The organism is Spirosoma liriopis (genome assembly GCF_023196085.1).
GTDB lineage: Bacteria > Bacteroidota > Bacteroidia > Cytophagales > Spirosomataceae > Spirosoma > Spirosoma oryzicola.
This window is the reverse complement of sequence record NZ_JALPRF010000003.1, coordinates 738,229-762,575: the sequence shown is the minus strand read 5'-3', so window position 1 is coordinate 762,575 and position 24,347 is coordinate 738,229. Positions and strand designations below refer to the sequence as shown.

The following is a 24,347-nucleotide window of genomic DNA, read 5'->3' as shown; positions in this document are numbered from 1 at the left end:
CGCTCTGTCACTACCTGTCCCAATCAACACTAGTTATGCCTTCCATCCTTTCCGTTGCTGAAAATGGCCTAATCGGCAAGGAAACCGACCGTGCCATTCGCCCCGGCCCATCGGCCGATGTGTTCGTAACGGACGCTGTTTTCGAAGCACTCCGGCAACTAGCCGTCGATGCGGAAGGGGTCGATGGATTGTTGACTTTTTTCGTACAAAAGGGTCGCGAATACGTTCGGGTTCGGAAATACGTTGGGTTGGTGACCTTGCCAGACGGAACCCAGCTAGAAATTCTACCGAAAATCCGGCGAGGTGCTACCAGCCGTTCGATGCTGCTTTCGATGTTGCGACACCTGCAACACGGCCCGTTTCGCACGCTCTCGTCGGCGCATACCAATGCTACGCACCTGCCGCTGTGGGAGGTGTTTGTCACCGCTTTTCTGGACGCATTGGAATCGCTGGTGCAGCAGGGTCTTCAGCGGTCTTACGTTTCGGTAGAAAGCAATGAGCGGTTTTGGAAAGGACGGTTTCAATCCACCCGTCAGCAACGCGAAAACGCGCAACATGCCGAACGGCTAGCGGTGGTGTATGACGTGCTAACCGCCGATGTAGCGCCTAATCGAATACTGAAAACGACGTTGCATTATTTGCAGCAGCGGAACCACAGCGCTCCGGTTCAGCAACGCATTCGGCAATTGGATGGGGCGTTGGACGGAATTTCGGCTTGTGGGTCCGTACAGGACGATTTGAAACTGGTAAAACGGTCGAATCGGCTGTTTGCCCGCTACGAACTGGCGTTGCGCTGGGCGGAAGCCTTACTAGGTCGGCGGGCGTATGGTGTCAAAGTGGGGCAGACTGCCGATTTGTCGCTTCTGTTTCCAATGGAGCGCGTTTTCGAGGATTACGTCTCGCATGGTATCCGCCGGTACTGGCCCGAGGCCGACAAGGTGACGGTGCAGGAATCGCTGGCACATTTGGTTGACGAACACGCTGGCATGCCCAAGTTTAAGTTACGCCCCGATATTGTTATTGAGCACAGCGACCGCAAGTTTGTGCTTGACATGAAATGGAAAGAAGTGACGGGCACCGACCATTCGGGAAGCTACGGAATCGATCATGCTGACCTATACCAGCTCTTTGCGTACGGCAAAAAATACGAAGCCAGCGATCTCTTTCTGGTGTATCCGGCCAACGAAACGTTTCAGCAGCCATTACCCGTTTTTGGCTACGATTCGACTACCCGACTGCACGTTGTACCCTTCGATGTTCTGAATCCGCTGGTCAATGAAGTAGAAAAATTAGCCGATTACGCTTTATCGTTTCAATGATATGTTTCCTTTGCAGTCGGAAACACGTCACCAACCCGAAGCCGTAACGTCTCATGCCCCTCTTTTTAACGCTGATTGGAATACTTACCCTTGTCTTTTTAGTTGCATTTGTTCGTTTAGATACCTTTATTTCCTTTGTTCTTGTTTCGCTCGGTATCGGCCTGGCTTCGGGCATGTCCGTGCAGGAAGTCGGCAAATCCATTCAAACCGGCATTGGCGGTACGCTGGGCGATCTGGTATTGATCATTGGATTCGGGGCCATGCTGGGCCGCATCGTGGCCGAGAGCGGAGCCGCCCGACGAATCACCAACGTACTCATCAAGCTGTTCGGTATCAAAAACATTCGGTGGGGGCTGGCCCTGGCGGGTTTTGTCGTCGGGATTCCGCTTTTCTATAATGCCGGTTTTATCATCGTCGTTCCGTTGATTTTTACCATAGCTGCATCGTCGCGGCTGCCCTTGCTGTCCATCGCGGTACCCATGCTATCGGCTCTTTCAGTAGCGCATGGTTATCTGCCTCCGCACCCGTCGCCCTCGGCGGTGGCTGGACAACTTAACGCCAATATTGGGCAGACGCTTCTGTACGGGTTGATCGTGGCCATCCCCGCCATTGTAATCGCCGGTCCGATCTTCGGAAAAACGCTGGTCAACATGAAAGTGACGCCGTATAAAGATCTATTCGATATTCGCGAAGTACCCGACGAGAATTTACCCGGTACAGGCATCAGCTTTTTTGTCGCGTTATTACCGGTGTTACTGCTAACCACGTTTGGTCCGCTGAAAACAGTCTTCCCTGACTCGTCGCCCCTGAAAACAATCGTTACGTTGATGGCCGAACCGTATATCGGGATGCTGATATCCGTTTTAACGGCTGTGTATACACTGAGTATCCGTCGGGGCCAGACCATGAAAGCTGTAACGAAAGATCTGGAAGAAGCCGTTAAAGCCATTGCGCCAATCCTACTGGTTATTGCCGGAGCGGGTGCGTTGAAGCAGATTTTTACCGACAGCGGCACAAGCAAATACATCGGTACCATGCTGGCTGACGTAGCCATTCCACCGCTGGTACTAGCCTGGGGGATTGCTGCCTTCATTCGGGTGTGTGTGGGTTCGGCAACGGTAGCGGGCCTAACTACGTCGGGTATTATCTGGCCGTTGATCCAGAATCAGCCGATCAAACCGGAGTTGATGGTGCTGGCCATTGGGTCGGGAAGCCTGATGTTTTCGCACATCAACGACGGGGGATTCTGGTTGTTCAAGGAATATTTTAACCTGAGTATCATGCAGACCATCCGAACCTGGTCGCTGATGGAAACCATCGTGTCGGTCGTTGGCTTGCTGGGCGTATTAGCACTTAATCTGGTCGTATAAGTAGTGTTTTTCTGTTTTGACCGTGGTGTCGGGTTTTCGAACCGCATGGACGGCTCCGCTGACACCACCACAGACAGAAGAATACAGCGATCAATCCATTTACAATTTCGTTTATTCGTATGACTACTTTTTTTCGCGTAATCGCCCTTTTTTGCGTTGGCGCCTTGCTGGCTATGACAACCGCCAACCCTACCCGTGTTGTGTTTTTCGGTGATTCGATTACCCAGGCGGGGGTTAATCCGGGAGGCTACATTGATCGCCTGAAATCGTTGCTGCCCGCCAATCAGTATGAATTAATCGGCGCGGGTATCGGTGGTAACAAGATTTACGATTTATACCTGCGGATGGACGATGACGTACTGGCCAAGAAACCCGATGTCGTTGTGGTATGGGTTGGCGTCAACGACGTGTGGCACAAAGCCTCGTCGGGTACCGGAACCGATGCCGACAAGTTTGTGCGGTTCTACGAAGCCGTCGTCAAGAAGTTACAGGCGGCCAATGCGCGTGTTGTGCTGTGTACACCCGCTGCTATCGGCGAAAAGACGGACATGTCGAACCAGCAGGATGGCGATCTGAACCAGTACAGCCAGCTTATCCGCGATATTGCTAAAAAGAACAATCTACCGCTGGTCGATTTGCGCAAAGCATTCCTGGACTACAACCTCAAGCACAACCCTGACAACAAAGAGAAAGGCATCCTGACGACCGACCGCGTTCACCTCAATGAGGCTGGAAATCAGTTTGTCGCCGAACAGATGCAGAAAGTCCTGGCTACGCTCAAATAAATCGTATTTCATAAGCCCGTTCTGAATATCCATCAGCTTACTAGCGCGGTTGTGGTAGGAACGGGCTTTTTTACTCAACCATATGCTAACCAATCGCTTCGCCAATTATTCCTATACCGCTGTTGATCGCTTTCTTCGCTACGTTCAGATCGATACCCAGTCTGATCCGCAGTCAACGACGAACCCCAGCACCGAAAAACAAAAAGACCTTAGCCGGGTACTCGAGCAGGAGTTGCGCGACATGGGCCTTTCCGACGTAGAACTCGATGCGTGGGGATACGTTTACGCCACCATACCCGCCACGACCGATAAAGCAAACGTACCAACCCTTTGCCTATGCTCGCACGTCGATACGTCGCCCGATGTAACGGGCGCGGGCGTGAAGCCGATTATTCATACCCACTGGAACGGTTCTGATATTGTGTTGCCTGATGACACTACGCAGGTGATTCGGGTGCATGAGCATCCTGATTTACAGCATCAGATTGGCAACGATATCATTACGGCCAGCGGAACCACCTTGCTCGGGGCGGACAACAAAGCGGGTGTCGCCGAAATCATGGATGCCGCCCATTTTCTGCTTACCCATCCAGACGTAAAACACGGACGGATTCGGTTGCTGTTTACGCCGGACGAAGAAGTGGGTCGTGGTACCGAGAAAGTCGATATGCAAAAGCTGGACGCTCGTTTCGGCTATACCATCGACGGCGAAGCCCTGGGGACACTTGAAGACGAAACGTTCTCGGCGGATGCCGTTACCATCACCGTTCAGGGCGTTAGTACGCACCCCGGTTTTGCGAAGGGCAAGCTCGAAAACGCCTTGAAAATTGCCGCTGATCTGCTGGCTTCGCTGCCCAAAGAGCACCTTTCCCCCGAAACAACCGAGGATAAGGAAGGCTTTGTGCATCCGACGCGTTTTGAAGGCAATCAGGATCAGGCCGTGCTGGAATTCATCATTCGCGATTTTACCGAAGTGGGTTTGCAGGAGAAAGAAACGTACCTGCAAAACAAACTAAACGATGTGCTGAAAAGCTATCCGGGCTCGTCGGCGCAACTGCTCGTAAAAGAACAGTATCGCAACATGAAAAAAGTACTGGATCAGCACCCCGATGTGGTCGAGAATGCGCTCGAAGCCATCCGTCGGGCCGGCTTATCGGCTGAACGGCGGAGTATCCGGGGGGGGACCGACGGCTCGCGGTTGTCCTTTATGGGCTTGCCCTGCCCCAATATATTCGCTGGTGAACACGCATTCCACTCCCGGCTGGAGTGGGTGTCGGTGCAGGATATGCACAAAGCCGTTGAGGTGATTGTCAATCTGGTTCAGGTTTGGGAAGAGCGTAGCTAGTAAGTCCGTTGCGTTTGTTCCCGTAAACAATCTATAAAAGGAGTAGGTTATTTTACCGGAACAAACGCAACGTATATGGAAAGCCAAACTGAATTCGATGCGCCAGTTGATGCTGGTACAAAGTCACCTTATGACGTTACGCACGACGTCGCAGGGCTCAAGACATTATTCGTCAACGTCTTTTTTATTGGTGAGCCAGGAGAAGGCAACCCCTGGGTGCTGGTCGATGCGGGACTTCCCGGTTACACGGGCCAGATCAAAAAGAAAGCGGAACAACTCTTCGGCGCGGGTACAAAACCCAATGCGATTGTACTGACCCACGGCCATTCAGATCATACGGGATCGCTAAAATCGTTGCTGAAAGAGTGGGACGTGCCGGTCTACGCGCACACGCTGGAACTGCCTTACCTGCAAGGTAAATCCAGCTATCCACCACCCGATCCGGCTATCGGCGGGGGAGCGATGTCCTATATGTCGTGGGTGTTCCCAATCGGGCCAATGGATTTCGGGGATAAGATTAAGCCCTTTCCCGAAAATGGTGTCATTCCTGAATTGCCGGACTGGCGGGCTATCCATACACCAGGTCATGCACCGGGGCACGTTTCGTTCTTCCGGGACAAGGACCGTACGCTCATCGCTGGTGATGCTTTTGTCACAACCAATCAGAACTCAGGCATTGCCGTAGCTACCCAGCGGGAAGAGTTTCACGGCCCACCCGCTTATTTCACCTACGACTGGGAAGCTGCTCAGAATTCAGTAAAAAAATTAAACAACCTCAATCCATCAGCTGCTGGAACGGGACATGGCGTATCCGTGCGGGGTCTTGATCTCGAATTAGGGCTGAACAAACTCGCGCACAACTTTGACGAGATGTCCATTCCGTCAAAAGGGCGATACGTCAAACAACCCGCTGTCACCGATGAGCATGGTATTGTCGATATGCCTACGCCCGTTTCGTTTCACGTAGCGCGGGTAATCGGTATCAGTGCCGTCGTTGGTCTGGCTTTGTATCTGTTCTGGCCTGATAACGACGAGTAGAAGAGGTGAATAGATAATCCATGTAAAAAAGGTTTGGTCCTGCGGGATTAAACCTTTTTTACGTAAAAGCTAAACCCTTGTCTAAAGCCACTTTAGCCAACTAGCCCAGCGGATTCCCGACGACCGGCGAAGGCAATAAACCGGATTGTCGCTACTTTTGCGGAAAAGATTAGTCGTTATGGCTCAGAAAAAGCCAAAATTTTATGTGGTCTGGCGTGGGCGCGAAACGGGTGTTTACGATTCGTGGGACGCCTGTCAGAAACAAACGGCGGGTTTCGACGGTGCGCTCTACAAATCGTTTGACAGCAAACCCGCTGCGCTGAAAGCCTATAAGGATAAACCCCACCAGCACATCGGTCAGGGAAAAAAGCCGGAAGCTACCAGTGCGAAGATACCGGGTTTGGTTGGCTCGCCCATTGAGGACAGTCTGGTTGTCGATGCCGCCTGGAACACGGCGACCGGCGATATGGAGTACCAGGGAATCTACCTGGCTACCAAGCAAAAGCTGTTTCTGAAAGGACCGTATGCCGATGGAACCAACAACATCGGTGAGTTTTTAGCAATCGTTCACGCGCTCGCGCTGCTGCATCAGAAAGGCAGTAATATCCCGATTTATTCGGACTCCCGAACGGCTATTAGTTGGGTAAAAAACAAGAAAGCCAATACCAAGCTCGAAGAAACGGCTCGGAACGAAGAACTGTTCGAGTTGCTTGACCGGGCCGAGACCTGGCTTAAAACGCATCGGTACGCCAACCCGATTCTGAAGTGGGAAACGACGGTATGGGGCGAAAACCCCGCCGACTTTGGCCGGAAATAACGTAAACCAGACGGTCTACAACCAGACGAAACGCCACTGAGAAGTGCTGCCAAAGCGGAAGCTCCCGTAAATCGTATCAATCAAAAAAATCCCGGTTCAGATCGTGTTTTCGTTCAAGCAGTTCACTATTCAGCAGGATCGTACGGCCATGAAAGTCTGCACCGATGCGTGCGTGCTAGGTGCGTATGCCGACGTAACCGGTTCCGAACCGGCGGGTTCCGAACCGGTGAATCGTATTCTCGACATTGGTACCGGGACGGGCTTGCTGGCGCTCATGGCTGCGCAACGAAATGCTACGGCTCTGGTCGATGCGGTAGAAATCGACGAGGCCGCTTTCGGACAGGCGCAGGAGAACGTGGCTGCCAGTCCCTTTGCCCAACGAATCAGTCTATTTCGGGAACGCATCCAGGATTTTAGCGTTGGCTATGGGCAATACGACCGCATCTTAACCAATCCTCCTTTTTATACTAACCATCTGCGCTCACCCGATGCCGCCGTAAACCGGGCGCTGCATACCGACGACTTACCGTTTGAAGAATTGGTCCAAGCGGTTCGGCAGTTGATGACACCTGAGGGTCTGTGGTGGGTTTTACTGCCGCCTTACGAAAGTGGGCGATTGGCCGAGCTAGCGCAGAAAGCAGGATTACAGCCTTTCAGACGGTTAATTCTGAGACATCACACGCGTAAGCCAGCGTTCCGGTTCGTAACCGGGTATTCATTCAAAACGGGTACGTGTGTGGAAGAAACGCTGGATATTTATGAGGTGGATGGACGGACTTATACAAGCGCATTCCGGGCACTGCTGCGTGATTTTTACCTGATATTCTGAATACCTTTGTGAAGTTCGTGGCAGTTTGAGCATTTTGCGGCAAAATTATGTTCACGAAGAAAGAACAAACGGTTCGAATTAAATGACTGAATTGCTTCAATTAACCGTTCTGATTCCGCTTTTCAACGAAGATGAGTCGTTGCCCGAATTGCACGACTGGATTGTGCGGGTCGTAACGGAACAACAGTATACCTACGAAATCCTGTTCGTTGATGACGGCAGCACGGACGACTCCTGGACGGTCGTTGAACGGCTGGCGGGTGTCAATCCGAACGTTCGGGGGATTCGCTTTAACCGGAACTACGGCAAGACGGCGGCTTTGCAAACCGGCTTTCAGGCCGCACGCGGGCAAGTTGTGATTACAATGGACGCCGACTTGCAGGACAGTCCCGACGAGATCCCGGAACTGTACCGAATGATCGTGGCGGATAAATACGATCTGGTATCGGGCTGGAAACAGAAACGCTACGATCCGATCACCAAAACGTTACCGACAAAGCTATTTAATTCCGTTTCGCGCTGGATTTCGGGCGTACAACTGCATGATTTCAATTGCGGGTTGAAGGCGTACAAACAGAAAGTAGTCAAATCAATCGCGCCAACGTTGTACGGCGATATGCACCGCAACTTGCCGATTGTCGCTAACTGGAACGGGTTCAGCCGGATCGGGGAGAAGGTTGTGCAGCACCGCGCCCGGAAATACGGTTCGACCAAGTTTGGCCTCGAGCGTTTCGTCAATGGCTTTCTGGATGTGCTGGTTATTGCGTTCGTTCATCGGTTCAGCAAACGACCTATGCACTTCTTCGGTACATTCGGCACCCTCTCATTTTTTGTGGGAACGGTGCTGGCCGTGTGGCTGATCGTCGAAAAGCTGATCAACATTGCGCAGGGCGCTAAATTTCGAAACGCGACCGATAACCCCCTGTTTTACTTCGGGTTGGTCGCTATCATTCTCGGTGTCCAGTTATTCCTGGCCGGTTTTCTCGGCGAAATGCTTGTGCGGCAATCGCTGAACCGCACGGGCGAGCACCAGGTAGCCGAGCGGATCGGGTTTACGGATCGAGTGTCGGTTTAAAAATAGTTTTATTGTTTACTATTGGTTGATTATTATCGAATAATAGTAACTTTGAAAACGTAAATACGTATAGTGTATCCGTTTAAAAGGAAAAATTTAGGGTATAACATTCCTTTTGTATTTTTGGCTGATGCTGATTATTCCGTCCGATTCTTTTGTCAGGCCCAGATGTATTTGACTGACGAAATTGGACGGAATGTTTATTTCGGGGCGTTAACAAACATTGATTATTCCAGTTTTTTATTTAAAATAGTATGCAAGCATTTCTTGAGCCGACACAACTCGATCCTATGGCAAAAACTCCTTCTAAAGCTCACCCCTGGCATGGTATCTCGCCAGGTGATAAAGCTCCTGAAATTATAACCGCATTTATTGAAATTGTCCCGACTGATACGGTTAAGTATGAAATCGATAAAGAGACGGGTTATTTAAAAATTGATCGGCCCCAACAATACTCGAATATTATTCCAGCACTTTACGGATTTGTTCCCCGCACGTACTGCGGTGACGGAATTGCTCAGTTAGCTTCTGAACGGTCAGGGCGTACCATCGAGTTAGGTGACGGTGACCCACTGGACATCTGCGTACTGACGGAGCGCGAGATCACCCACGGTGACATCTTGCTGCAAGCTATTCCCATCGGTGGTTTCCGGCTGATCGATAAAGGCGAAGCGGATGACAAAATTATTGCCGTTCTGAAAGGCGACTCCATGTACGGTCAGTACAATGATCTGAGTGAATTGCCAATCGCCGTAGTGAAGCGCCTGCAACACTATTTCTTAACGTACAAAACGTTGCCCGATGAGCCGGCTGTTATGGAATTGGCCAGCGTATACGGTCGCGAGGAAGCCCTTGACGTAATCCGTACGTCTATGGAAGATTACGCGAATATGCCCGCTTAGCCAGGCTTAGAAGTACACAAACAGATGGGTAGTTGGAAAAGCGGCAATGGCTGGCTTTTTCAGCTACCCATTTTCTTTTCCAAAAAGCGGACGGTGTGCCCCGTTGACTCAGGAAACCACTTATCCGTCCATTTGCGCATTCAACATTTTTCTAAAAAAACGGCAACTATGCCGTGTAAATTTGTTTACTATGCATATTAACCTAGCTTATAAACATTGATTCATGCGACAGTTTCTTAAATATGTTTTAGCCACAATTGTTGGCTTACTCTTGTTTTCTTTCATCGGCTTTTTGCTGCTGATCGGATTGAGCGCGGCTTTGTCGTCCTCATCAGATCAGAAAGCCGAGGTGAAGGAAAATTCGGTGTTAAAGATCGATTTAGATAAACCCATTGAAGAGCGCAGTTCCGAAAATCCGTTCAACGGGTTTGGACCAATCAGCACGTCTGGTGATGCCATCGGTCTGATTGAACTAAAAAAGGCGCTCAAAGAAGCGAAAGAAGACGATAACATTAAAGGAATCTATCTTCACACCGAAAGTCCGAGCGCTGGCTGGGCTTCCGTCGAAGAGGTTCGCAATGCACTGATCGACTTTAAGCAATCGAAAAAATTCGTGTACGCCTACGCCGAAACGATGAACGAAAAAGGCTATTACATCGCTTCGATTGCCGATAAAATTTACCTGAATCCCGCTGGTGATCTGGAGTGGAACGGTCTGGACGCTGAACTGTCTTTTTACAAAGGAACGCTCGACAAGCTGGGTATCAAACCCGAAATTTTCCGGGTCGGCGAGTTTAAAAGCGCCGTTGAGCCCTTCATCCGTGAGGACATGAGTGAGCCCAACAAGCGTCAGGTGACTTCCTTCATTAATTCGATCAACGACCATATGCTCGTTCGGGTGGCACAAAGCCGGGGGCTACGAGTAGACTCGCTGAAACGCTATGCCGATAAGCTCACCATCCAGAAACCAGCCGATGCACTCCGCACAAAACTTGTAACGAATGTTGGGTATCAGGACGAACTGGAAAGCGTAATCCGGAAGCAACTGGGCGTCGAAGAGAAAAAGAAAATCAATTACGTGTCGCTGGGCAAGTACCAAAGCTCCGAATCGACGGATTCAAAATCCGAAGGGTCAGGCAGCAACCGCATCGCTGTTATTGTGGCCTCTGGCGATATTCACACGGGTAAAGGCGAAGAAAACAGCATCGGTTCCGAAACCATCGTAGAAGAGATCCGGAAAGCGCGCATGGACGATAAAGTAAAGGCAATCGTGCTACGCGTGAACTCGGGAGGTGGCAGTGCACTGGCGTCGGATGTTATGTACCGCGAAGTGCAGTTGGCCCGCAAAGCAAAACCCGTAATCGGCTCTATGTCAGACTACGCGGCCTCGGGAGGCTATTACATGCTCATGGGATGCGACAAGATTGTGGCGCAGCCTAACACCATCACGGGCTCGATTGGCGTATTCTCGCTGCTGTTCAACACCGAAACGTTCTTTAAAGACAAGCTGGGCGTTACCTACGACCGGGTTAAATCAAACGAAAACGCCGATTTTCCGGCTGTGACGCACGAAATGACTCCGTTCCAGAAGCAGACGTTACAACGGGCAACGGAGCGAATTTATAACGAATTCACCAGCAAAGCGGCTGCCGGACGTAAACTGCCCGTTGACAGTCTCCGGGCTATTGCGGGTGGGCGCGTCTGGACGGGCACACAAGGGAAAGCCATCGGACTGGTTGATCAGTTGGGTGGTTTGGATGACGCCATTAAGCTGGCGGCTCAGTCGGCTAAGTTGAAAGAGGGAGACTATCGGCTTAAATACCAACCCCGCAAGAAACCATTCTTCGAGCAGTTGATGAGTTCGTTTGGTGGTGATGAAGAAACCAAGATCCAGGCTCAACTCGGCGAACTGGCTCCTTACGTGAAGTACCTGAAAAAACTAAAGACGATGGAAGGCGTTCAGATGCGGATGCCTTTCGAGATGACAATCCGATAAGTAAGTTAGGTTTGCAACCCGGTTGGCCCATGTAGTCTTACGACTGTGTGGGCCTTTTTTTGCCCCACTTTTTTTACCTTGCACCAAGTAATGCCGTTCCCATGCAGACTCTTCCTATACACCTCGATCTGTTTGCGCTCATTATTTTGCTGGGTGTAGCGCAGGGCGTTTTTCTGGGTGCGTTCTTTTTGACGGGGGAACGGCGTAAGAGCCTGGCAAATCGCTGTCTGGGTTTGTTTACCCTGGCCATATCCGCGATCTGCGGTGAGATATTTCTGAACTACACCAATTATACCTTTCGGGTGTTGTGGACCGGCGATCTGGCAGAGCCGTTCAACTTCGTGCTTGGTCCGTTATTTTACTTTTTTGTATTTAGTCGATTGTGGTACCGATTACCCAAGCACTGGCTCTGGCACCTGATTCCGTTTGCCATTTGGCTCGCCAATGCGGTGACGTGGATTTATCAACCTACTGAGTTTAAATACAATTCGTACGTCGATTCGCAGCATCCGGAACTGCCGTATATTCACGCCAAGCCCTACCTGAACGAAGATTTTACCGGGCTTCGACCGTATATCAACGAGATGACTTTGCTGAGTTGCCTTGTCTATGCGGTAGTAGCCTTGTTAACCATCCGGAATGCAAGCCAGCAGCAGGCTAATTGGCATCGGTCTACCGGTCTGACATCCTTGCGTACGCTCAGTTGGCTGTTTGCACTGGTGCCCCTGCTGATCATCCTCATTAAGCCCCAGTTTTACCATGATGTTGGTGACTACCTTCTGGCTACGTACATCGCGATCACGATTTACACGACCAATTATCTGGTCATGCAGGGATCAGATTTTTTGCACAGCAAACCTGCGCCTGTTTCCGACCCATTGCCTGTTGCGTCCGAACCTGTAGTTGAGCCAAAGAAAAAATACGAAAAGTCGGCGTTATCGGAAGAAGTAGAAGAGGCTGTTCTGGCTCGAATCAGCCGTTTGCTCGAAATGGAACAACCGTATCTGGAAAGTGATTTGTCGCTCCCTAAACTCGCCGACCGGTTGAACACGAGCCCACACCACTTGTCGCAACTACTGAATGACCGCCTTGGGCAGACCTTTTTCGACTGGCTGGCTACGCATCGGATTGCCGAAGCCCAACGGTTGCTGAATGACCCGGCAACGGCAAATCTGAAGATTGACGAGATCGCTGAACGGGTTGGCTATAATTCCCCGTCGGCGTTCCATACGGCCTTCAAGCGGCTGACCAATCAGACCCCCGCTCAGTACCGCGCCTTGCTGCGTACCAGCACAACCGGATCGTAACAAACCCAACTAAGCGATCTGCTGACATTGACGAAGAACCGAGACGACAGAACTTCGTCCCGGTCGGCAAGAACTTCGTAAGCATCGGGAGATAGGGCATTTAGAGCTTCCTGAGGCCAATTTTGGCCCATCGAACCAAACTGTCCTTACAATGCCCTCTGCTTCGCCACTACAGAATAAGCTCTCCTCTACGGAACAGGATTCTACTACTACACCGCCAACGCTGCGTCGATACGACCTCGACTGGCTGCGCATAATTGCCATTGTGACGCTGTTGTTTTACCATACGGGAATGATCTACGTCTCGTGGGGCTGGCACGTACAAAGCAATGAAACAAGTCCGCCGATGGAAGAAGTGATGCGATGGCTACACCGCTGGCGAATGCCGCTCCTGTTCTTTATTTCGGGCGCAGGGACATTCTTTGCGTTGAAAAAGCGCACATTTGGTACTTACGCGGGGGAGCGTGTCCGGCGGCTGTTTATACCGCTCGTGTTCGGGATGTTCGTGATCGTGCCCCCTCAAATTTATACGGAATGGATTTTTCGAGGGCGGTTCACGGGTAGCTATAGCGAGTTTTATCCTGAAGTTTTTGGGTTTCAGCCGTACCACGATGGCGGGACGGGTGGAGCTTTTAGCTGGCATCACCTGTGGTTTGTGTGTTACCTGTTTTTGTATTCAATTCTGAGCATTCCCGTATTCCGGTGGCTGAAAGGAGAATCTGGACAACGCTTCACGGACCGGATCGGACGGTTAGTGGCGCGACCGGGCGGAGCGATGTGGCTGGTTGGTTTGCTCATTGTGAACGATCTTGCTCTGGGTGGGCTCTTCCCCAATGAGACTCATGCGTTAATCAATGACTGGGCGTACTTTATGCAAAACCTAATCCTGTTCTGGCTGGGGTATGTGTTGATTAGCCGACGCGACTTCTGGCAAATCCTGACTGACCAACGACGTTATTTTCTGGTAGGAACAGTCGTCTGTACTCTTCTTCTTTACAGCGCCCGGGCATTTATAGGTCCCGACAGTATTAACGCTTCCCAACTGCTGACTACGTTATACAGCTTTAACGGCCTTAGCCTAACCTGGTTTTCGGTGCTGGCAACCGTGGCTTACGGCTATCGCCATCTAAACGTGAACAAACCTATTCTTTCGCAGTTGAACGAAGCCGTTTACCCGTTTTACATCCTGCACCAGACCGTCATTGTGATCATTGGGTACTTTGTTCTGACAAGAACTCAATTGGGTGTTTACGATGGATTTCTGGCAATAAGCCTTTCATCATTAGTGATTTGTGTCGCCATTTACCTGCTGTTGATCCGGCCCTTCAAGCTTACTCGTATCCTGTTCGGATTGAAATAAACGGGCTTAGTATTGATTTACCAGCGCCGGTTTACGATTTTTGACAAATAGAATCCATCATAGCACGGAAAATCATGCCGTACGATGGTTCCTCGCCAACATTAAAACCGAACGTTATGCTGCGCACCGATTGGACCCGTGCCGAAATTGCCGAAATATACAATTCCCCCGTTCTGGACCTGATGTACCGGGCCGCTACCGTCCACCGTCAACACCACGATCCGCAGGAAGTACAGGTCTGTACGCTGCTGTCGGTGAAGACAGGCGGTTGCCCCGAAGACTGTGCCTATTGTCCGCAGGCGGCTCGCTACCATACCGCCGTGAAAGTACATAAGCTGATGGAGGTTGATGAGGTGCTAACAGCCGCACACCGGGCCAAAGAAACGGGTAGTACGCGCTTCTGCATGGGAGCCGCCTGGCGTGAAGTGCGTGATAACCGGGATTTCGATAAGGTGCTTGAAATGGTACAGGGCGTCAACGAAATGGGACTGGAAGTATGCTGCACACTCGGTATGCTGACAGAAAGTCAGGCGCAAAAATTAAAAGACGCGGGTCTGTACGCCTACAATCACAACCTGGATACAAGCGAAGAGTATTACGGAGATATCATCAGTACCCGTACCTACGACGACCGGCTGGACACGCTGGGTCATGCGCGTAAAGCGGGTATTTCGGTTTGCTCGGGTGGTATTATCGGCATGGGCGAATCCGATCAGGATCGTATCGGCATGCTGCATACACTGGCGACGCTGCCCCAACACCCTGAATCGGTACCGGTTAATGCGCTCGTTCCCGTAGAAGGAACTCCGCTGGAAGAGCAGCCTCGTGTGTCGGTTTGGGAAATGATTCGAATGATCGCAACGGCCCGGATCATTATGCCGAAAGCCATGGTACGTCTTTCAGCTGGTCGTGTTCGGATGAATACCGAAGAGCAAGCCTTGTGTTTCCTGGCGGGCGCTAATTCCATTTTTGCCGGCGATAAGCTTCTGACGACGCCTAACCCCGGCGAAGATTTGGATCAGCAGTTGTTCCAGACGCTGAATATTCGGCCTCGCAAAGCCTTTAAAAACGGCGATCAGCCCGCCGTTACGTTTGAGCAGATTCCAATGGCGGTGCATTGAGCGATTTGTTAAGAAAAATAAAGAAAGCGTACTATGATTGACAGTCATAGTACGCTTTTTCGCTTTGCAGCGTACTAGAGTTAAAAATTTGTTTAAATCTGTACGATTTTTTGTGGCTTAATCGTTGGTCAGAAAAAAGCGTATGATGCCTGCACGAGCGTATTCTTTTCTTGCCGGGGTAGTGCTGATCGGTCTATTGGGCGTAACCGCCTGTCAGACACCAACCGACGTCGTACGACCCAGTCAGGCCGTTGGTGTCAACCAGACCGTTTCGGTTTCCGACTGGATCGCGATCAATGCCAATACCTGGTCGGTGAGTCCTAAAGCGCCACAAATGCACATCGCTGGCTTCGTTGATAGTGCGGTGACAAACGCGGTGGTTGAAAATGGTCTGGTCGTTGCTTTCTATCGCCATTCGGCCAGCGACCACATTTTTCCCTTACCCGTTACGCTCGGCAATCAGTCGATCTCGTTTACGTATTATGCGATGAACGATAAAGGGATTATCAGCTTTCAGCAAAAGCCCGGACAAATCATCGACGGGGAATACCGCTGGATTGTTGTGCCGAAGGAAGCCGCCAAGCATGTAGACTGGACCAATTACGAGGTTGTAAGGCAGGAACTCGCCCTGGAAGAATAAAGTAACAGCATTGCCGGCCATGAATCAACATGCGTTCCTGATCATCTGTTAAACCTTTACCCCCTTTTTTAAGTCAATAGAGAAAATTTACCTGGTGCGGTATACCCGGTAACTACCTAAATTGACTCCGTGTATGAAGTGTATTGCAAGCCTATTCTTGATCGCGTTCGGGTTGCCTACTCTAACGTTCGCGCAACTCAACCCTAGTCTTATGCAAGCGGGACTCGACGCCATAAACTCGGCAACCTTAAGCAACGATCAGGTTGTCCAATACTCCCGACAGGCCGTTCAGCAAATGGATGCTCAAAATCCGGTCGCTGGTCCGAATGATCCGTATACTCAGCGCCTGAACCGAATTGTCAGTCGGCATCGTACCGTCAGCGGATTGCCCATCAACTACAAAGTGTATAAAGTAAAAGACGTCAACGCGTTTGCCACCGCCGACGGTAGTGTTCGCGTTTTCAAAGGGTTGATGGATATTATGACGGACAACGAATTACTGGCTATCATGGGCCACGAAATTGGTCACGTTATTAATCACGACTCACGGGATGCGATGAAAAGTGCGCTTCGTCGCTCTGCCATTCGTAACGTAGCGGCATCCCAATCCGGTATTGTTGGGAAGTTATCCCGCTCCCAGGTCGGGGGGCTTGCCGATAACCTGTTGGGAGCCTCATTTAGTCGTCGTCAGGAAAGCGAAGCCGATGATTATAGCTATGACTTCCTGAAACGAAACGGGTACAATGTAATGGCGCTGGCGACGTCGTTCGAGAAGCTGGCTAAGCAAAATGGGGGAGGTGGAGGAAGCGTTACGCAGATACTGTCATCGCACCCCGATAGCAAAGCGCGGGCTCAACGGGTTCGTGACCGCGCTCGCCGGGACGGCCTGGTTCGCTAAGCGCTGTCGAATAGCGAAACGCAAAAACAAATCAAGGGACACGGCTTTTGACCATGTCCCTTGATTTGTTTTTGGATCAGACGATTCTTAGAGTCGGCGTTGGTACTCGTTGCCGACGATTTTTTCGATCAGCACTTCGGCCAGATTTTGCGCGTGTTCTTTCCAAACCTCTTGCTTCTCTTTTGTTTCAACGGTGACGTTGATGATATGGTTGTTATACAATACGTGCAAAGCGCCTTCTTTTGGGTCCCAAACTGCTTTGTCGCCCACGCCTTGTACGGCTACGAAACGACCTTTACTAACGGCAGGTTTCGTTAAAGGGAGTGCACCTAACGTGCTATCACCCTGAACTTCTTTCGACGAGTCGCTTTTTGCGGTTGCATCCTGTTCGTCGGCGGGCATCTCAGAGCCGGTACCTTCGGGATCTGGTCCGGTCAGTGCGGGTTTCTCCTCTTCGCTTTCATGACCTTTTTTGCCCTGATACAGCTTATCAAACGTGTATTCAGCGACATACATGGATTCGAACGGCTTGGTTCCGCCAAAGGAAAGGGCTATTTTGTTGCCGCTCCATTCAAATTCACAACCATTCTGATGGTCAAGTACTTCTATTTCGCTGCTTTCTCCAATGTTAAAAGCACCCCGCATGTATTCTTCGTCCAGAATGTTGCAGGGCTTTTGGTAGTTGGCATCAACACTAAGGGTCGTAACACCTACCACTTGTTTAGCTAAATAAGGACTGCCGGTACCTGCCGCGTTATTGGCGTTGTCAGAATCGGAGTTGCCGCAGGCGAAACAAAGTACAGGAAAAGCTAGAATCAGTGATTTGAGTTTCATAAGTTATTCTAAGAAAGCTTAAAAGTAGTGTTTTCTTAAATACCATCGAACGCAGTTAGATGTTTTCGTCGGTCCGCAACTTTGGTAAGATCGACTAAAAAGCCTTCGTCGTCGACTTTGTTGCCTGACCAATAGCCTGATAATGAAAGCTATTTTCTATGGTAGTTGTATGGGCGTTGTGCCATGGACAACGATGTGATTCGTGACGCAGCGATTGGGTAAGAATGAGTGAACAGCGGGGAAGCATGGGTGAACGGCATTCATTGCGTAGCTTTGTGCCGAATTACCGTATTCATGTCGAATCCAGAAATTATTCAGCTACCCGCTGGCCGAAAGGTATATTTTGCCTCCGATTTTCACCTCGGAACACCCTCTTCCGAACAGAGTCTTACCCGCGAACGAGCTATTGTCGCCTGGCTCAATGAAATCCGTCCAGACGCAGAAATGATTTTCCTGGTCGGCGATGTGTTTGATTTTTGGTTTGAATACAAGCGCAGTATTCCCAAAGGGTTTATTCGATTGCAGGGGAAACTGGCTGAACTGACGGACGCCGGAATACGTATCGTGTTGTTTACGGGAAATCACGATATGTGGATGGACTCCTATTTTACGCAGGAGATGGGCATCCCCGTTTACCGGAATCCCCAGTCTTACATTATTGGCGACAAACGGTTTTACGTCGGTCATGGCGATGGACTCGGCCCCGGCGATTATACGTACAAAAAGTTAAAGCGCGTTTTTGAAAGCGGATTGGCCCGACGGCTCTTTCGGTATCTGCATCCTGACATGGGTATCGGCATAGCCCAGGCGTGGTCGCGTCGGAGCCGTATCAGCAATCAGTCGAAAGGAGAGGAGCATTTTCTGGGCGAGGACCGGGAGTGGCTCATGCTTTATTCCCGCGAAGTGGAAGCCCGTGAACATCACGATTTCTACGTTTTTGGGCATCGGCATTTACCCCTCGATCTGGCCGTATCGCCAATTAGTCGTTACCTGAATCTGGGCGAATGGGTAAACGCAAAAACCTACGCGGTATTTGACGGAGCGGACCTGCAATTAAAAACGTGGGGTAAATAGGGGTCCACATAGGCAGAATCGGATCGTCCTACAGATCAACATATGGGTGCCTGACTACACCGATTAATTCGATTGCAACAAGTCTTTTCGGGAGACATTTTCCCGGGGGGCTTTATTGAGTTCGCTGCGCCACTCCTTGTTTTTAAGATCCCCTCGTTTGACGGATCGAATAAAGTTAGCCCAGGCGAATGGGTTCGTGAATGAGAAGGTCGGTGTTTGACTGCGACCAATAACGGATTCCCGCCCAAAGAACTGTTGGTTGACAAAGTTCTGGTGGTTGGCCAGCGCGCCCATAGGCATGGTGGCTGCCTGCCGCATGATGGCTTCCGGACTTGTGTTTTTCGCCAGGTTTTCCCGCTCTTTTTCGTCGGGAAGCTTAAGGTTCACAAACGCATCTTTAAACAACTCCTCCGTAGCGTAAGGGTATACTTTTACCTCCGCCAGCGTCTTTACATCTTCCTGAAGGGCCACCACCGCCGAATACGTCAAATCCGCAAGTCGCGAGGGAATAATATGGTATTGCGTCCGGAAACCAACGTAACTGAAAATCACGCTATCGCCCGGAAACACGGGTAACGCAAAATACCCATTTGGAGCCGACAGAACTCCTTTACCTGCTTTGGGAATGTAGATGTAAGCACCCGGTAGCGGATCGTTGTTCCTCCCGCCAGTCAGGAAGCCCGTAAATGTCACCTGCCGGTCTTGCCCCTGCGCAAACGTATCCGTAAACAGGCCCGAAAGAACCAGTAGGCTTAACCCAAGAAGTATATGTTTTAGCGATTGCCTCATGCTTTAAATAAACACTGAACTATGACAGGCCGTTGAAGGACAGTCTAATAGACCGTATGGTGAATTGCCAGCAGCCAGTGTCTTATTAACGTAAACTACACAAAATAACGAATGATTTGGCAATTGCCGGTATTTAGCCAAATAATTTAAGAAAAGTTAAAGTTTCCGTCGTCGGCAAAAGCATGAATCGGCCTATTACTCACCAGCGAGATTTTGCTGCCTTTTTGTTTTCAGAAGATGTCAGCCAGACAAATTTACCCGTTTCTGGTAGTGAAGTCGGGCTGACTTTGTTATAAGCGGAATCGCATAAGTACCTATTTATAGAAAAAATGTATCCAAACGCAGTTAAGTAAGTCAAAAGCATGCTAATGACCAATTGAACACAAATCGACATGACAAAAAAACAAGCAGAACAATTCAACGATATGTTAAGCACACTCAGACGAATCGCTAAAGGGTATCAATCACCGGGTCAGCTTCGAAAGATCAGCCAAAGACAAAATAGAGTAGATTATACCGAAACCTTGGAGGGGTCTTATGAGAAAATGCAGCAGGAAGCGACTGAATGCGTAAAAGGTGTAAAGACAGTAGCTGAGAACCTATAAATCGACCAGAAATAGCCATCATTTAGAACCGCTACAGCCTGTGGCTTTATCCTACGGGTTAGGGAAAACAGGGTCGTTCAAAATTAGTGTACCGATTGCTAATATCGCCCGGCGCTCTATTGTGAGATTCTGTAACTTGACAAGGTCTTGTAGCAGACGCTTTATCCAACTATGAATATTCTTTTCACGTTCACCCCCAACAAAGTACAGTCGATCGCTAAAGAAATGGATTATGTGCCGCCGAAAGGATCGGGCGTGCAGTTTAGCGTTGATACACTGAAAGATGCAAATGGGCAGCCCGCTTTTTCCGGTGACGACTACACCGTTGTCTGGTTCAACGTCAACGCCACCCAAACCATTTTTACGTCGGACATGAACTACTATGTTGAGGTGGTTTTAGCGCATGAAGATTAACTGGCTTTCTGAACGACAAACGCCCGGATTTGGCTAAATCCGGGCGTTTGTCGTTCAGAAAGTTTATTTTATTACCAGCTGCTTACTTTCAAATCGACAGCTCTGGTAGCCACATGGGTGTTAGCAGAACTGGTTGCCATTTTGCCAATTGCTTTGCAAATGATGGTAACGGCTTTCTCAATGCGTTGCCAACCGTCTTCACTGCGTAAGTCGATCCCAATAACGGGCCGATCATTTTGGGCCTGTATGGTTAAATAGGACAAAGCGCCTAAAACAACAGCCGAAATCGCGTGATGATCACAACCTTCAATGAAAACCAACTGGTCAACCAACCGGGTCATTTCGTCATCCTGCGCTTTGCTGATGGTTTCAGCTAATGAGTCGTTCTCTTTTACCGAAGCTTTAAGTAATTCACGAGCCGAGCGAGATGTGCGAAGTTGACGGAAAAGTTGCAAGGACTGGCTCGACCAGATATTAGCTAGTTCACTGGGCTGGGCGGGCCTGATCTGCTCTAGCCAAGCGGGTGTATAGTGAGGAAATAGCCGCCCCATTCGCACAAAGTACTCTAATAAGCCCTCAATACCGCCAAAATAACGGTAGATCAGTACTTTACTCACACCAGCTCTCTCAGCAATGTGATTGATACCCACTGCTTCAATACCTCCCTCGGCTATGATCTGCTCTAATGCATCGACAATTCGCTGGATAGTCTGAGCTCGGTTACGTGTAATTTTTTCCATTATGTTTTCTCAAATGTTGAAAGCTTGGTTAAATTAGTTCAGGTTTAGGTTTGTAAATGCATTTTTATTCAAATATAGTTACTAAAATGAATTATAATATTATATTTATTATCCGGTAACAAAAACGTAAGTAAGGTATTTCTTTAACAACGCGTCTTTCACATTGTACACGTCATACCTATTTATTACCTGTTAGTAATTTGAGAATGCTGAATCCCCGTTCGCGTTGCAGACGGGGATTTTACTTTCCGAAGAACAGAAAAAAACGGTTTCCTATGCTCGTAATGCAGAATTATCGTTTTTAAAGCCAGCGAGCAAAAGATAAATGGGTCAATAATAGATTACTCTAGATTTCGGTTAACTACTAGAGATCAATAAGGGAGATTGCTATGCGTAACTGATAAAAACGCCCGGTCTCAAAGCGAACCAGGCGTTTAGCTCCTTCCTCTTTTTAGATACATGTTCTATATTATACAAAGTAAAGGCATAGAAAGTTTATAAAAATGTCATTTTATAAACAAAAACAGACTATCTATAGCGCGTTGCAGAGCATTCTGTATAGATTGATGGCCTTTCTGATTGGATTGATCAACAACGTTTGCGAAATAAACGCCTTCCTTTTCTTGATTCAGTTTTTCTGCCTTGGCGAACATTTACATACTGTCAAGAGGACTAATAAAAAAGCCGCTCTGTACAGAGCGGCCTGAGAAAGTAATGTGAAACCTGCTATCGATAAAGCTGAATGGCAATATCTGTTGAACCTTATTCAGCCCTATACACCAGATTAACTAGGCAAATAATTTCAGGAAGGTAATAATAAATGGGGCTGCCAACAAAAGCCCGTCGAAGCGGTCGAGGAATCCACCGTGGCCCGGAATGCTAGATCCGGAATCTTTAATGGCAATGCTCCGCTTGAATAACGATTCGACCAGATCGCCGTAGGTACCCGTCACGACGATGATGCCCCCGACGCAATACCATTGCCAGGGACGTAACTCATCGGCATACAACGCCAGTCCAAGAGCGATGATGCCTGCGGCTGCCGCGCCCCCAAGCGCTCCTTCCCACGATTTCTTGGGAGATACCCGTTCAAACAATTTGCGTTTGCCAAAATAGGTACCGGCAAAATAAGCGCCGATGTCACTGGCCCACAGCAACAGCAGGCAACCCGTAATGATCATGGGATGAAAAGTGCCTCCGCGCAACGCTAGTATGATCAACAGGGCAAACGGCATCGCCACGTAGATGATGCCCAAAAACGTAAAACCGATATTGGTAAACGGTTTCATGTCGCGCTTCTTGTAAAGCTTGATCAGAAAGATCATTGACGAAGCCGGGCAGATGAGAAAATAGTTGCCAGTACCGATTTGGTCGGTTTCGATGAAGTAGGCCAGTATGCAGACCATGCACCCGACAAGCGTTCCGTAAGCGGTAAGCGGTTCGAAACCGTCGAGGCCCAGCAAGCGATAAAACTCCCGTTGGGTGAGTGCACTGATGACACAAAATAGCAGCGCGAACGTCCAGTCGGCATACCAAATCATGAAAATAATAAAAGGAACCCCTACAATAGCCGCGATAACCCGCTGCTGTAGGTTTGACATGCTAGCTAAACGTTGCTTCATTATCCAGAATTACTTTGGCCAAAATAGCGTCTTTGGCCAATACGTGAACTTCACTTTTTCCCCACCCGATCGTTGGATAACTACTGCTTTGTTTGTTAATTACCACCGCCGGAATATCGTGTTCGCTCAACAACGCCTTCGCCAGTTCGGCCCGGTGTGGTAAAGGGGTGATGTAAATAGACTCCCAGTTTTCGCTCATTGTTTAGCTATATTATTCATTAGGCAAATGGGATTGCCAACCAAACCGCTCAATTTAGTCAATTATTGCTTATTGGCCTGCCTGAAGTAGTACAAAAAACCAAGGGTGACAACACCCGAGACCATGGCTCCCAACACCGGCACCGACTCGGTGCTTTCGATGTCTACCGGCACCATCTTACGCTGGAAAAGGTAAACCATCGCTACCGTAAAGCCATTGTTGACGAAGTGAGCCAGGATAGGCACCCATAGATTTCCCGACCAGACATACAGGTAGCCAAACAAAGCGCCCAGCAACATGCGGGGAAAAAAGCCCAGAAACTGCACATGAATTGCACTGAACAAGGCCGCTGCCAGCCAGACGCCCACGTGGACGTTGCCAGTCCAGTAGCTGAGGTTGCGTTGTAGAATACCTCGAAACAGGGTTTCTTCACCAATTGCCGGAATAACCGCGATGACCAGCATGGCTATGGTCAGTTGCAGGGGTGTTTTAAACGTTGTAAGGTATTTGGTGACGCCTTCCAGATTCTTTTCTTTGTCCCGAATCCACTGTTCCAGCGGAGCTAGGGTTTGGGGAAGATGCAGTCCCTGGTTCCATTCGATGATGAGCCCGTCGAAGGGCATAAACGCAATCACGATTAAGGAAACCAACCCAATCCCGGCCACCGCCGAGATAGGACGGGCGTTGAACTGATCCCAGGTTCGACGCTCCGTTAAATACCAGTAGCCGAGCGACGGTAGAAGAAACGTACCGAGGTGGTTGACGGCTTGCAGAAACATAAGTTCGTACCAGCCGGTAGGTACAGCCTGCGGATTGGCCGCCAATTCGGTTAAGTAAGCCTGCGCTTGAGTAGGACCTAGCCCCTTGACGACCATCAGGAGGCCGAACAGCAAAAGCGTACTGATGACCCCACCGATCAGCACAAAACCGACTAACATTATCAGGCCACCAAGCGTAGGCGGCCGCGATAACGGGCGTTCGGGTATAGAAAAGGGTTGCATACGTTCGTAAATTTATCCGATAGACCCTGGCTTGTCGAGAAAGACGCTGACGAATCGGCTGAAGTACCGTTTCCGTGAAACGAACCAAATCAGTCCATTGGACCGCAAGTTACGACAAAAAACGACCCTGACGGCGTTTAAAGCCAAATGCCATGAATTCTGTGTTGTGGCTAGGCCGTGCGCGGGGACCAACCGGACCCGGAACTACCGGTCGCTAAAGAGCTGCGGGCTTAGGCTTGAAGTAGCGCTCCATTTCGCACGGAAGCC

24 protein-coding genes are annotated in these 24,347 nt (G+C 49.8%); 18 read left to right on the top strand and 6 right to left on the bottom strand.

What is annotated here, in order from left to right:
* Positions 1-35: 35 nt before the first annotated feature.
* The 15 genes from M0L20_RS20105 to M0L20_RS20035 all read left to right on the top strand — a co-directional run bounded on the left by M0L20_RS20105 (position 36) and on the right by M0L20_RS20035 (position 16,802).
* A complete protein-coding gene (locus M0L20_RS20105; protein WP_248478736.1) occupies positions 36-1,319 on the top strand; it encodes an McrC family protein in 1,284 nt (427 codons plus the stop codon).
* A gap of 53 nt (positions 1,320-1,372) precedes the next feature.
* The gene (locus M0L20_RS20100) at positions 1,373-2,689 is read left to right on the top strand and encodes a GntT/GntP/DsdX family permease (RefSeq protein WP_248478735.1); all 1,317 of its coding nucleotides are present in this window, start codon (positions 1,373-1,375) and stop codon (positions 2,687-2,689) included.
* A gap of 119 nt (positions 2,690-2,808) precedes the next feature.
* The gene (locus M0L20_RS20095) at positions 2,809-3,474 is read left to right on the top strand and encodes an SGNH/GDSL hydrolase family protein (RefSeq protein WP_248478734.1); all 666 of its coding nucleotides are present in this window, start codon (positions 2,809-2,811) and stop codon (positions 3,472-3,474) included.
* A gap of 82 nt (positions 3,475-3,556) precedes the next feature.
* Positions 3,557-4,819, top strand: a complete 1,263-nt coding sequence (gene pepT / locus M0L20_RS20090) for a peptidase T (RefSeq protein WP_248478733.1) — start codon at positions 3,557-3,559, stop codon at positions 4,817-4,819.
* Between the two features lie 75 nt (positions 4,820-4,894).
* Complete coding sequence (locus tag M0L20_RS20085; RefSeq protein ID WP_248478731.1) at positions 4,895-5,857, top strand: MBL fold metallo-hydrolase; 963 nt, start codon at positions 4,895-4,897, stop codon at positions 5,855-5,857.
* A 178-nt stretch (positions 5,858-6,035) separates the two neighbouring features.
* Entirely contained in the window at positions 6,036-6,674 is a 639-nt protein-coding gene (locus tag M0L20_RS20080; RefSeq protein ID WP_248479161.1) for a ribonuclease H1 domain-containing protein, read from the top strand.
* Between the two features lie 88 nt (positions 6,675-6,762).
* Positions 6,763-7,503: a tRNA1(Val) (adenine(37)-N6)-methyltransferase gene (locus tag M0L20_RS20075; RefSeq protein ID WP_435531842.1), complete on the top strand. Its 741-nt coding sequence runs from the start codon at positions 6,763-6,765 to the stop codon at positions 7,501-7,503.
* Between the two features lie 82 nt (positions 7,504-7,585).
* A complete protein-coding gene (locus M0L20_RS20070; RefSeq protein WP_232558378.1) occupies positions 7,586-8,578 on the top strand; it encodes a glycosyltransferase family 2 protein in 993 nt (330 codons plus the stop codon).
* 254 nt (positions 8,579-8,832) lie between these two features.
* A complete protein-coding gene (locus M0L20_RS20065) occupies positions 8,833-9,480 on the top strand; it encodes an inorganic pyrophosphatase (protein ID WP_232558377.1) in 648 nt (215 codons plus the stop codon).
* A 223-nt stretch (positions 9,481-9,703) separates the two neighbouring features.
* On the top strand, positions 9,704-11,476 hold the full coding sequence (gene sppA, locus M0L20_RS20060) for a signal peptide peptidase SppA (protein WP_248478729.1): 1,773 nt from the start codon (positions 9,704-9,706) through the stop codon (positions 11,474-11,476).
* A gap of 101 nt (positions 11,477-11,577) precedes the next feature.
* Positions 11,578-12,783 carry a helix-turn-helix domain-containing protein gene (locus tag M0L20_RS20055; protein ID WP_248478727.1) on the top strand — a complete coding sequence of 402 codons (1,206 nt, stop codon included), beginning with the start codon at positions 11,578-11,580 and terminating at the stop codon, positions 12,781-12,783.
* 151 nt (positions 12,784-12,934) lie between these two features.
* On the top strand, positions 12,935-14,143 hold the full coding sequence (locus M0L20_RS20050; protein ID WP_248478725.1) for an acyltransferase family protein: 1,209 nt from the start codon (positions 12,935-12,937) through the stop codon (positions 14,141-14,143).
* Positions 14,144-14,259: 116 nt separating this feature from the next.
* Positions 14,260-15,264, top strand: coding sequence for a biotin synthase BioB (gene bioB, locus M0L20_RS20045; RefSeq protein ID WP_248478723.1), 1,005 nt, complete (start codon positions 14,260-14,262; stop codon positions 15,262-15,264).
* Between the two features lie 142 nt (positions 15,265-15,406).
* Positions 15,407-15,904 (top strand): hypothetical protein, encoded by a 498-nt coding sequence (locus tag M0L20_RS20040; protein ID WP_248478721.1) that lies wholly within the window; start codon positions 15,407-15,409, stop codon positions 15,902-15,904.
* 211 nt (positions 15,905-16,115) lie between these two features.
* Positions 16,116-16,802, top strand: coding sequence for a M48 family metallopeptidase (locus tag M0L20_RS20035; RefSeq protein ID WP_248478720.1), 687 nt, complete (start codon positions 16,116-16,118; stop codon positions 16,800-16,802).
* An 87-nt stretch (positions 16,803-16,889) separates the two neighbouring features.
* On the opposite strand, the gene M0L20_RS20030 is transcribed toward M0L20_RS20035, so the two are convergent.
* Positions 16,890-17,636, bottom strand: a complete 747-nt coding sequence (locus tag M0L20_RS20030) for a hypothetical protein (RefSeq protein ID WP_248478719.1) — start codon at positions 17,634-17,636, stop codon at positions 16,890-16,892.
* Positions 17,637-17,930: 294 nt separating this feature from the next.
* On the opposite strand from M0L20_RS20030, the gene M0L20_RS20025 reads away from it, so the two are divergent.
* Positions 17,931-18,710, top strand: coding sequence for a UDP-2,3-diacylglucosamine diphosphatase (locus M0L20_RS20025; RefSeq protein WP_248478718.1), 780 nt, complete (start codon positions 17,931-17,933; stop codon positions 18,708-18,710).
* Between the two features lie 63 nt (positions 18,711-18,773).
* Here M0L20_RS20025 and M0L20_RS20020 read toward each other — a convergent pair whose 3' ends face one another.
* On the bottom strand, positions 18,774-19,499 hold the full coding sequence (locus M0L20_RS20020; protein WP_232558368.1) for a carboxypeptidase-like regulatory domain-containing protein: 726 nt from the start codon (positions 19,497-19,499) through the stop codon (positions 18,774-18,776).
* Positions 19,500-19,891: 392 nt separating this feature from the next.
* On the opposite strand from M0L20_RS20020, the gene M0L20_RS20015 reads away from it, so the two are divergent.
* Both M0L20_RS20015 and M0L20_RS20010 read left to right on the top strand, forming a co-directional pair.
* Positions 19,892-20,104 carry a hypothetical protein gene (locus M0L20_RS20015; RefSeq protein WP_232558367.1) on the top strand — a complete coding sequence of 71 codons (213 nt, stop codon included), beginning with the start codon at positions 19,892-19,894 and terminating at the stop codon, positions 20,102-20,104.
* A gap of 171 nt (positions 20,105-20,275) precedes the next feature.
* Positions 20,276-20,518, top strand: coding sequence for a hypothetical protein (locus tag M0L20_RS20010; protein ID WP_232558366.1), 243 nt, complete (start codon positions 20,276-20,278; stop codon positions 20,516-20,518).
* A gap of 71 nt (positions 20,519-20,589) precedes the next feature.
* On the opposite strand, the gene M0L20_RS20005 is transcribed toward M0L20_RS20010, so the two are convergent.
* The 4 genes from M0L20_RS20005 to M0L20_RS19990 form a co-directional block, all read right to left on the bottom strand.
* Entirely contained in the window at positions 20,590-21,258 is a 669-nt protein-coding gene (locus tag M0L20_RS20005; RefSeq protein ID WP_248478717.1) for a TetR/AcrR family transcriptional regulator, read from the bottom strand.
* Positions 21,259-22,046: 788 nt separating this feature from the next.
* Entirely contained in the window at positions 22,047-22,880 is an 834-nt protein-coding gene (locus tag M0L20_RS20000; protein WP_232558364.1) for a phosphatidate cytidylyltransferase, read from the bottom strand.
* Positions 22,861-23,079: a putative signal transducing protein gene (locus tag M0L20_RS19995; protein WP_232558363.1), complete on the bottom strand. Its 219-nt coding sequence runs from the start codon at positions 23,077-23,079 to the stop codon at positions 22,861-22,863. Before M0L20_RS19995 ends, M0L20_RS20000 begins: the two co-directional genes overlap by 20 nt.
* A 62-nt stretch (positions 23,080-23,141) precedes the next feature.
* Complete coding sequence (locus M0L20_RS19990) at positions 23,142-24,080, bottom strand: CPBP family intramembrane glutamic endopeptidase (RefSeq protein WP_435531839.1); 939 nt, start codon at positions 24,078-24,080, stop codon at positions 23,142-23,144.
* Between the last annotated feature and the right edge of the window lie 267 nt (positions 24,081-24,347).

What these genes read in the sequence shown, in the direction of transcription:
- M0L20_RS20105 (WP_248478736.1), top strand. Translation starts at nt 36, where the DNA reads ATGCCTTCCATCCTTTCCGTTGCTGAAAATGGCCTAATCGGCAAGGAA.
- M0L20_RS20100 (WP_248478735.1), top strand. Translation starts at nt 1,373, where the DNA reads ATGCCCCTCTTTTTAACGCTGATTGGAATACTTACCCTTGTCTTTTTA.
- M0L20_RS20095 (WP_248478734.1), top strand. Translation starts at nt 2,809, where the DNA reads ATGACTACTTTTTTTCGCGTAATCGCCCTTTTTTGCGTTGGCGCCTTG.
- pepT (WP_248478733.1), top strand. Translation starts at nt 3,557, where the DNA reads ATGCTAACCAATCGCTTCGCCAATTATTCCTATACCGCTGTTGATCGC.
- M0L20_RS20085 (WP_248478731.1), top strand. Translation starts at nt 4,895, where the DNA reads ATGGAAAGCCAAACTGAATTCGATGCGCCAGTTGATGCTGGTACAAAG.
- M0L20_RS20080 (WP_248479161.1), top strand. Translation starts at nt 6,036, where the DNA reads ATGGCTCAGAAAAAGCCAAAATTTTATGTGGTCTGGCGTGGGCGCGAA.
- M0L20_RS20070 (WP_232558378.1), top strand. Translation starts at nt 7,586, where the DNA reads ATGACTGAATTGCTTCAATTAACCGTTCTGATTCCGCTTTTCAACGAA.
- M0L20_RS20065 (WP_232558377.1), top strand. Translation starts at nt 8,833, where the DNA reads ATGCAAGCATTTCTTGAGCCGACACAACTCGATCCTATGGCAAAAACT.
- sppA (WP_248478729.1), top strand. Translation starts at nt 9,704, where the DNA reads ATGCGACAGTTTCTTAAATATGTTTTAGCCACAATTGTTGGCTTACTC.
- M0L20_RS20055 (WP_248478727.1), top strand. Translation starts at nt 11,578, where the DNA reads ATGCAGACTCTTCCTATACACCTCGATCTGTTTGCGCTCATTATTTTG.
- M0L20_RS20050 (WP_248478725.1), top strand. Translation starts at nt 12,935, where the DNA reads ATGCCCTCTGCTTCGCCACTACAGAATAAGCTCTCCTCTACGGAACAG.
- bioB (WP_248478723.1), top strand. Translation starts at nt 14,260, where the DNA reads ATGCTGCGCACCGATTGGACCCGTGCCGAAATTGCCGAAATATACAAT.
- M0L20_RS20040 (WP_248478721.1), top strand. Translation starts at nt 15,407, where the DNA reads ATGATGCCTGCACGAGCGTATTCTTTTCTTGCCGGGGTAGTGCTGATC.
- M0L20_RS20035 (WP_248478720.1), top strand. Translation starts at nt 16,116, where the DNA reads ATGCAAGCGGGACTCGACGCCATAAACTCGGCAACCTTAAGCAACGAT.
- M0L20_RS20030 (WP_248478719.1), bottom strand. Translation starts at nt 17,636, where the DNA reads ATGAAACTCAAATCACTGATTCTAGCTTTTCCTGTACTTTGTTTCGCC.
- M0L20_RS20025 (WP_248478718.1), top strand. Translation starts at nt 17,931, where the DNA reads ATGTCGAATCCAGAAATTATTCAGCTACCCGCTGGCCGAAAGGTATAT.
- M0L20_RS20020 (WP_232558368.1), bottom strand. Translation starts at nt 19,499, where the DNA reads ATGAGGCAATCGCTAAAACATATACTTCTTGGGTTAAGCCTACTGGTT.
- M0L20_RS20015 (WP_232558367.1), top strand. Translation starts at nt 19,892, where the DNA reads ATGACAAAAAAACAAGCAGAACAATTCAACGATATGTTAAGCACACTC.
- M0L20_RS20010 (WP_232558366.1), top strand. Translation starts at nt 20,276, where the DNA reads ATGAATATTCTTTTCACGTTCACCCCCAACAAAGTACAGTCGATCGCT.
- M0L20_RS20005 (WP_248478717.1), bottom strand. Translation starts at nt 21,258, where the DNA reads ATGGAAAAAATTACACGTAACCGAGCTCAGACTATCCAGCGAATTGTC.
- M0L20_RS20000 (WP_232558364.1), bottom strand. Translation starts at nt 22,880, where the DNA reads ATGAAGCAACGTTTAGCTAGCATGTCAAACCTACAGCAGCGGGTTATC.
- M0L20_RS19995 (WP_232558363.1), bottom strand. Translation starts at nt 23,079, where the DNA reads ATGAGCGAAAACTGGGAGTCTATTTACATCACCCCTTTACCACACCGG.
- M0L20_RS19990 (WP_435531839.1), bottom strand. Translation starts at nt 24,080, where the DNA reads ATGCAACCCTTTTCTATACCCGAACGCCCGTTATCGCGGCCGCCTACG.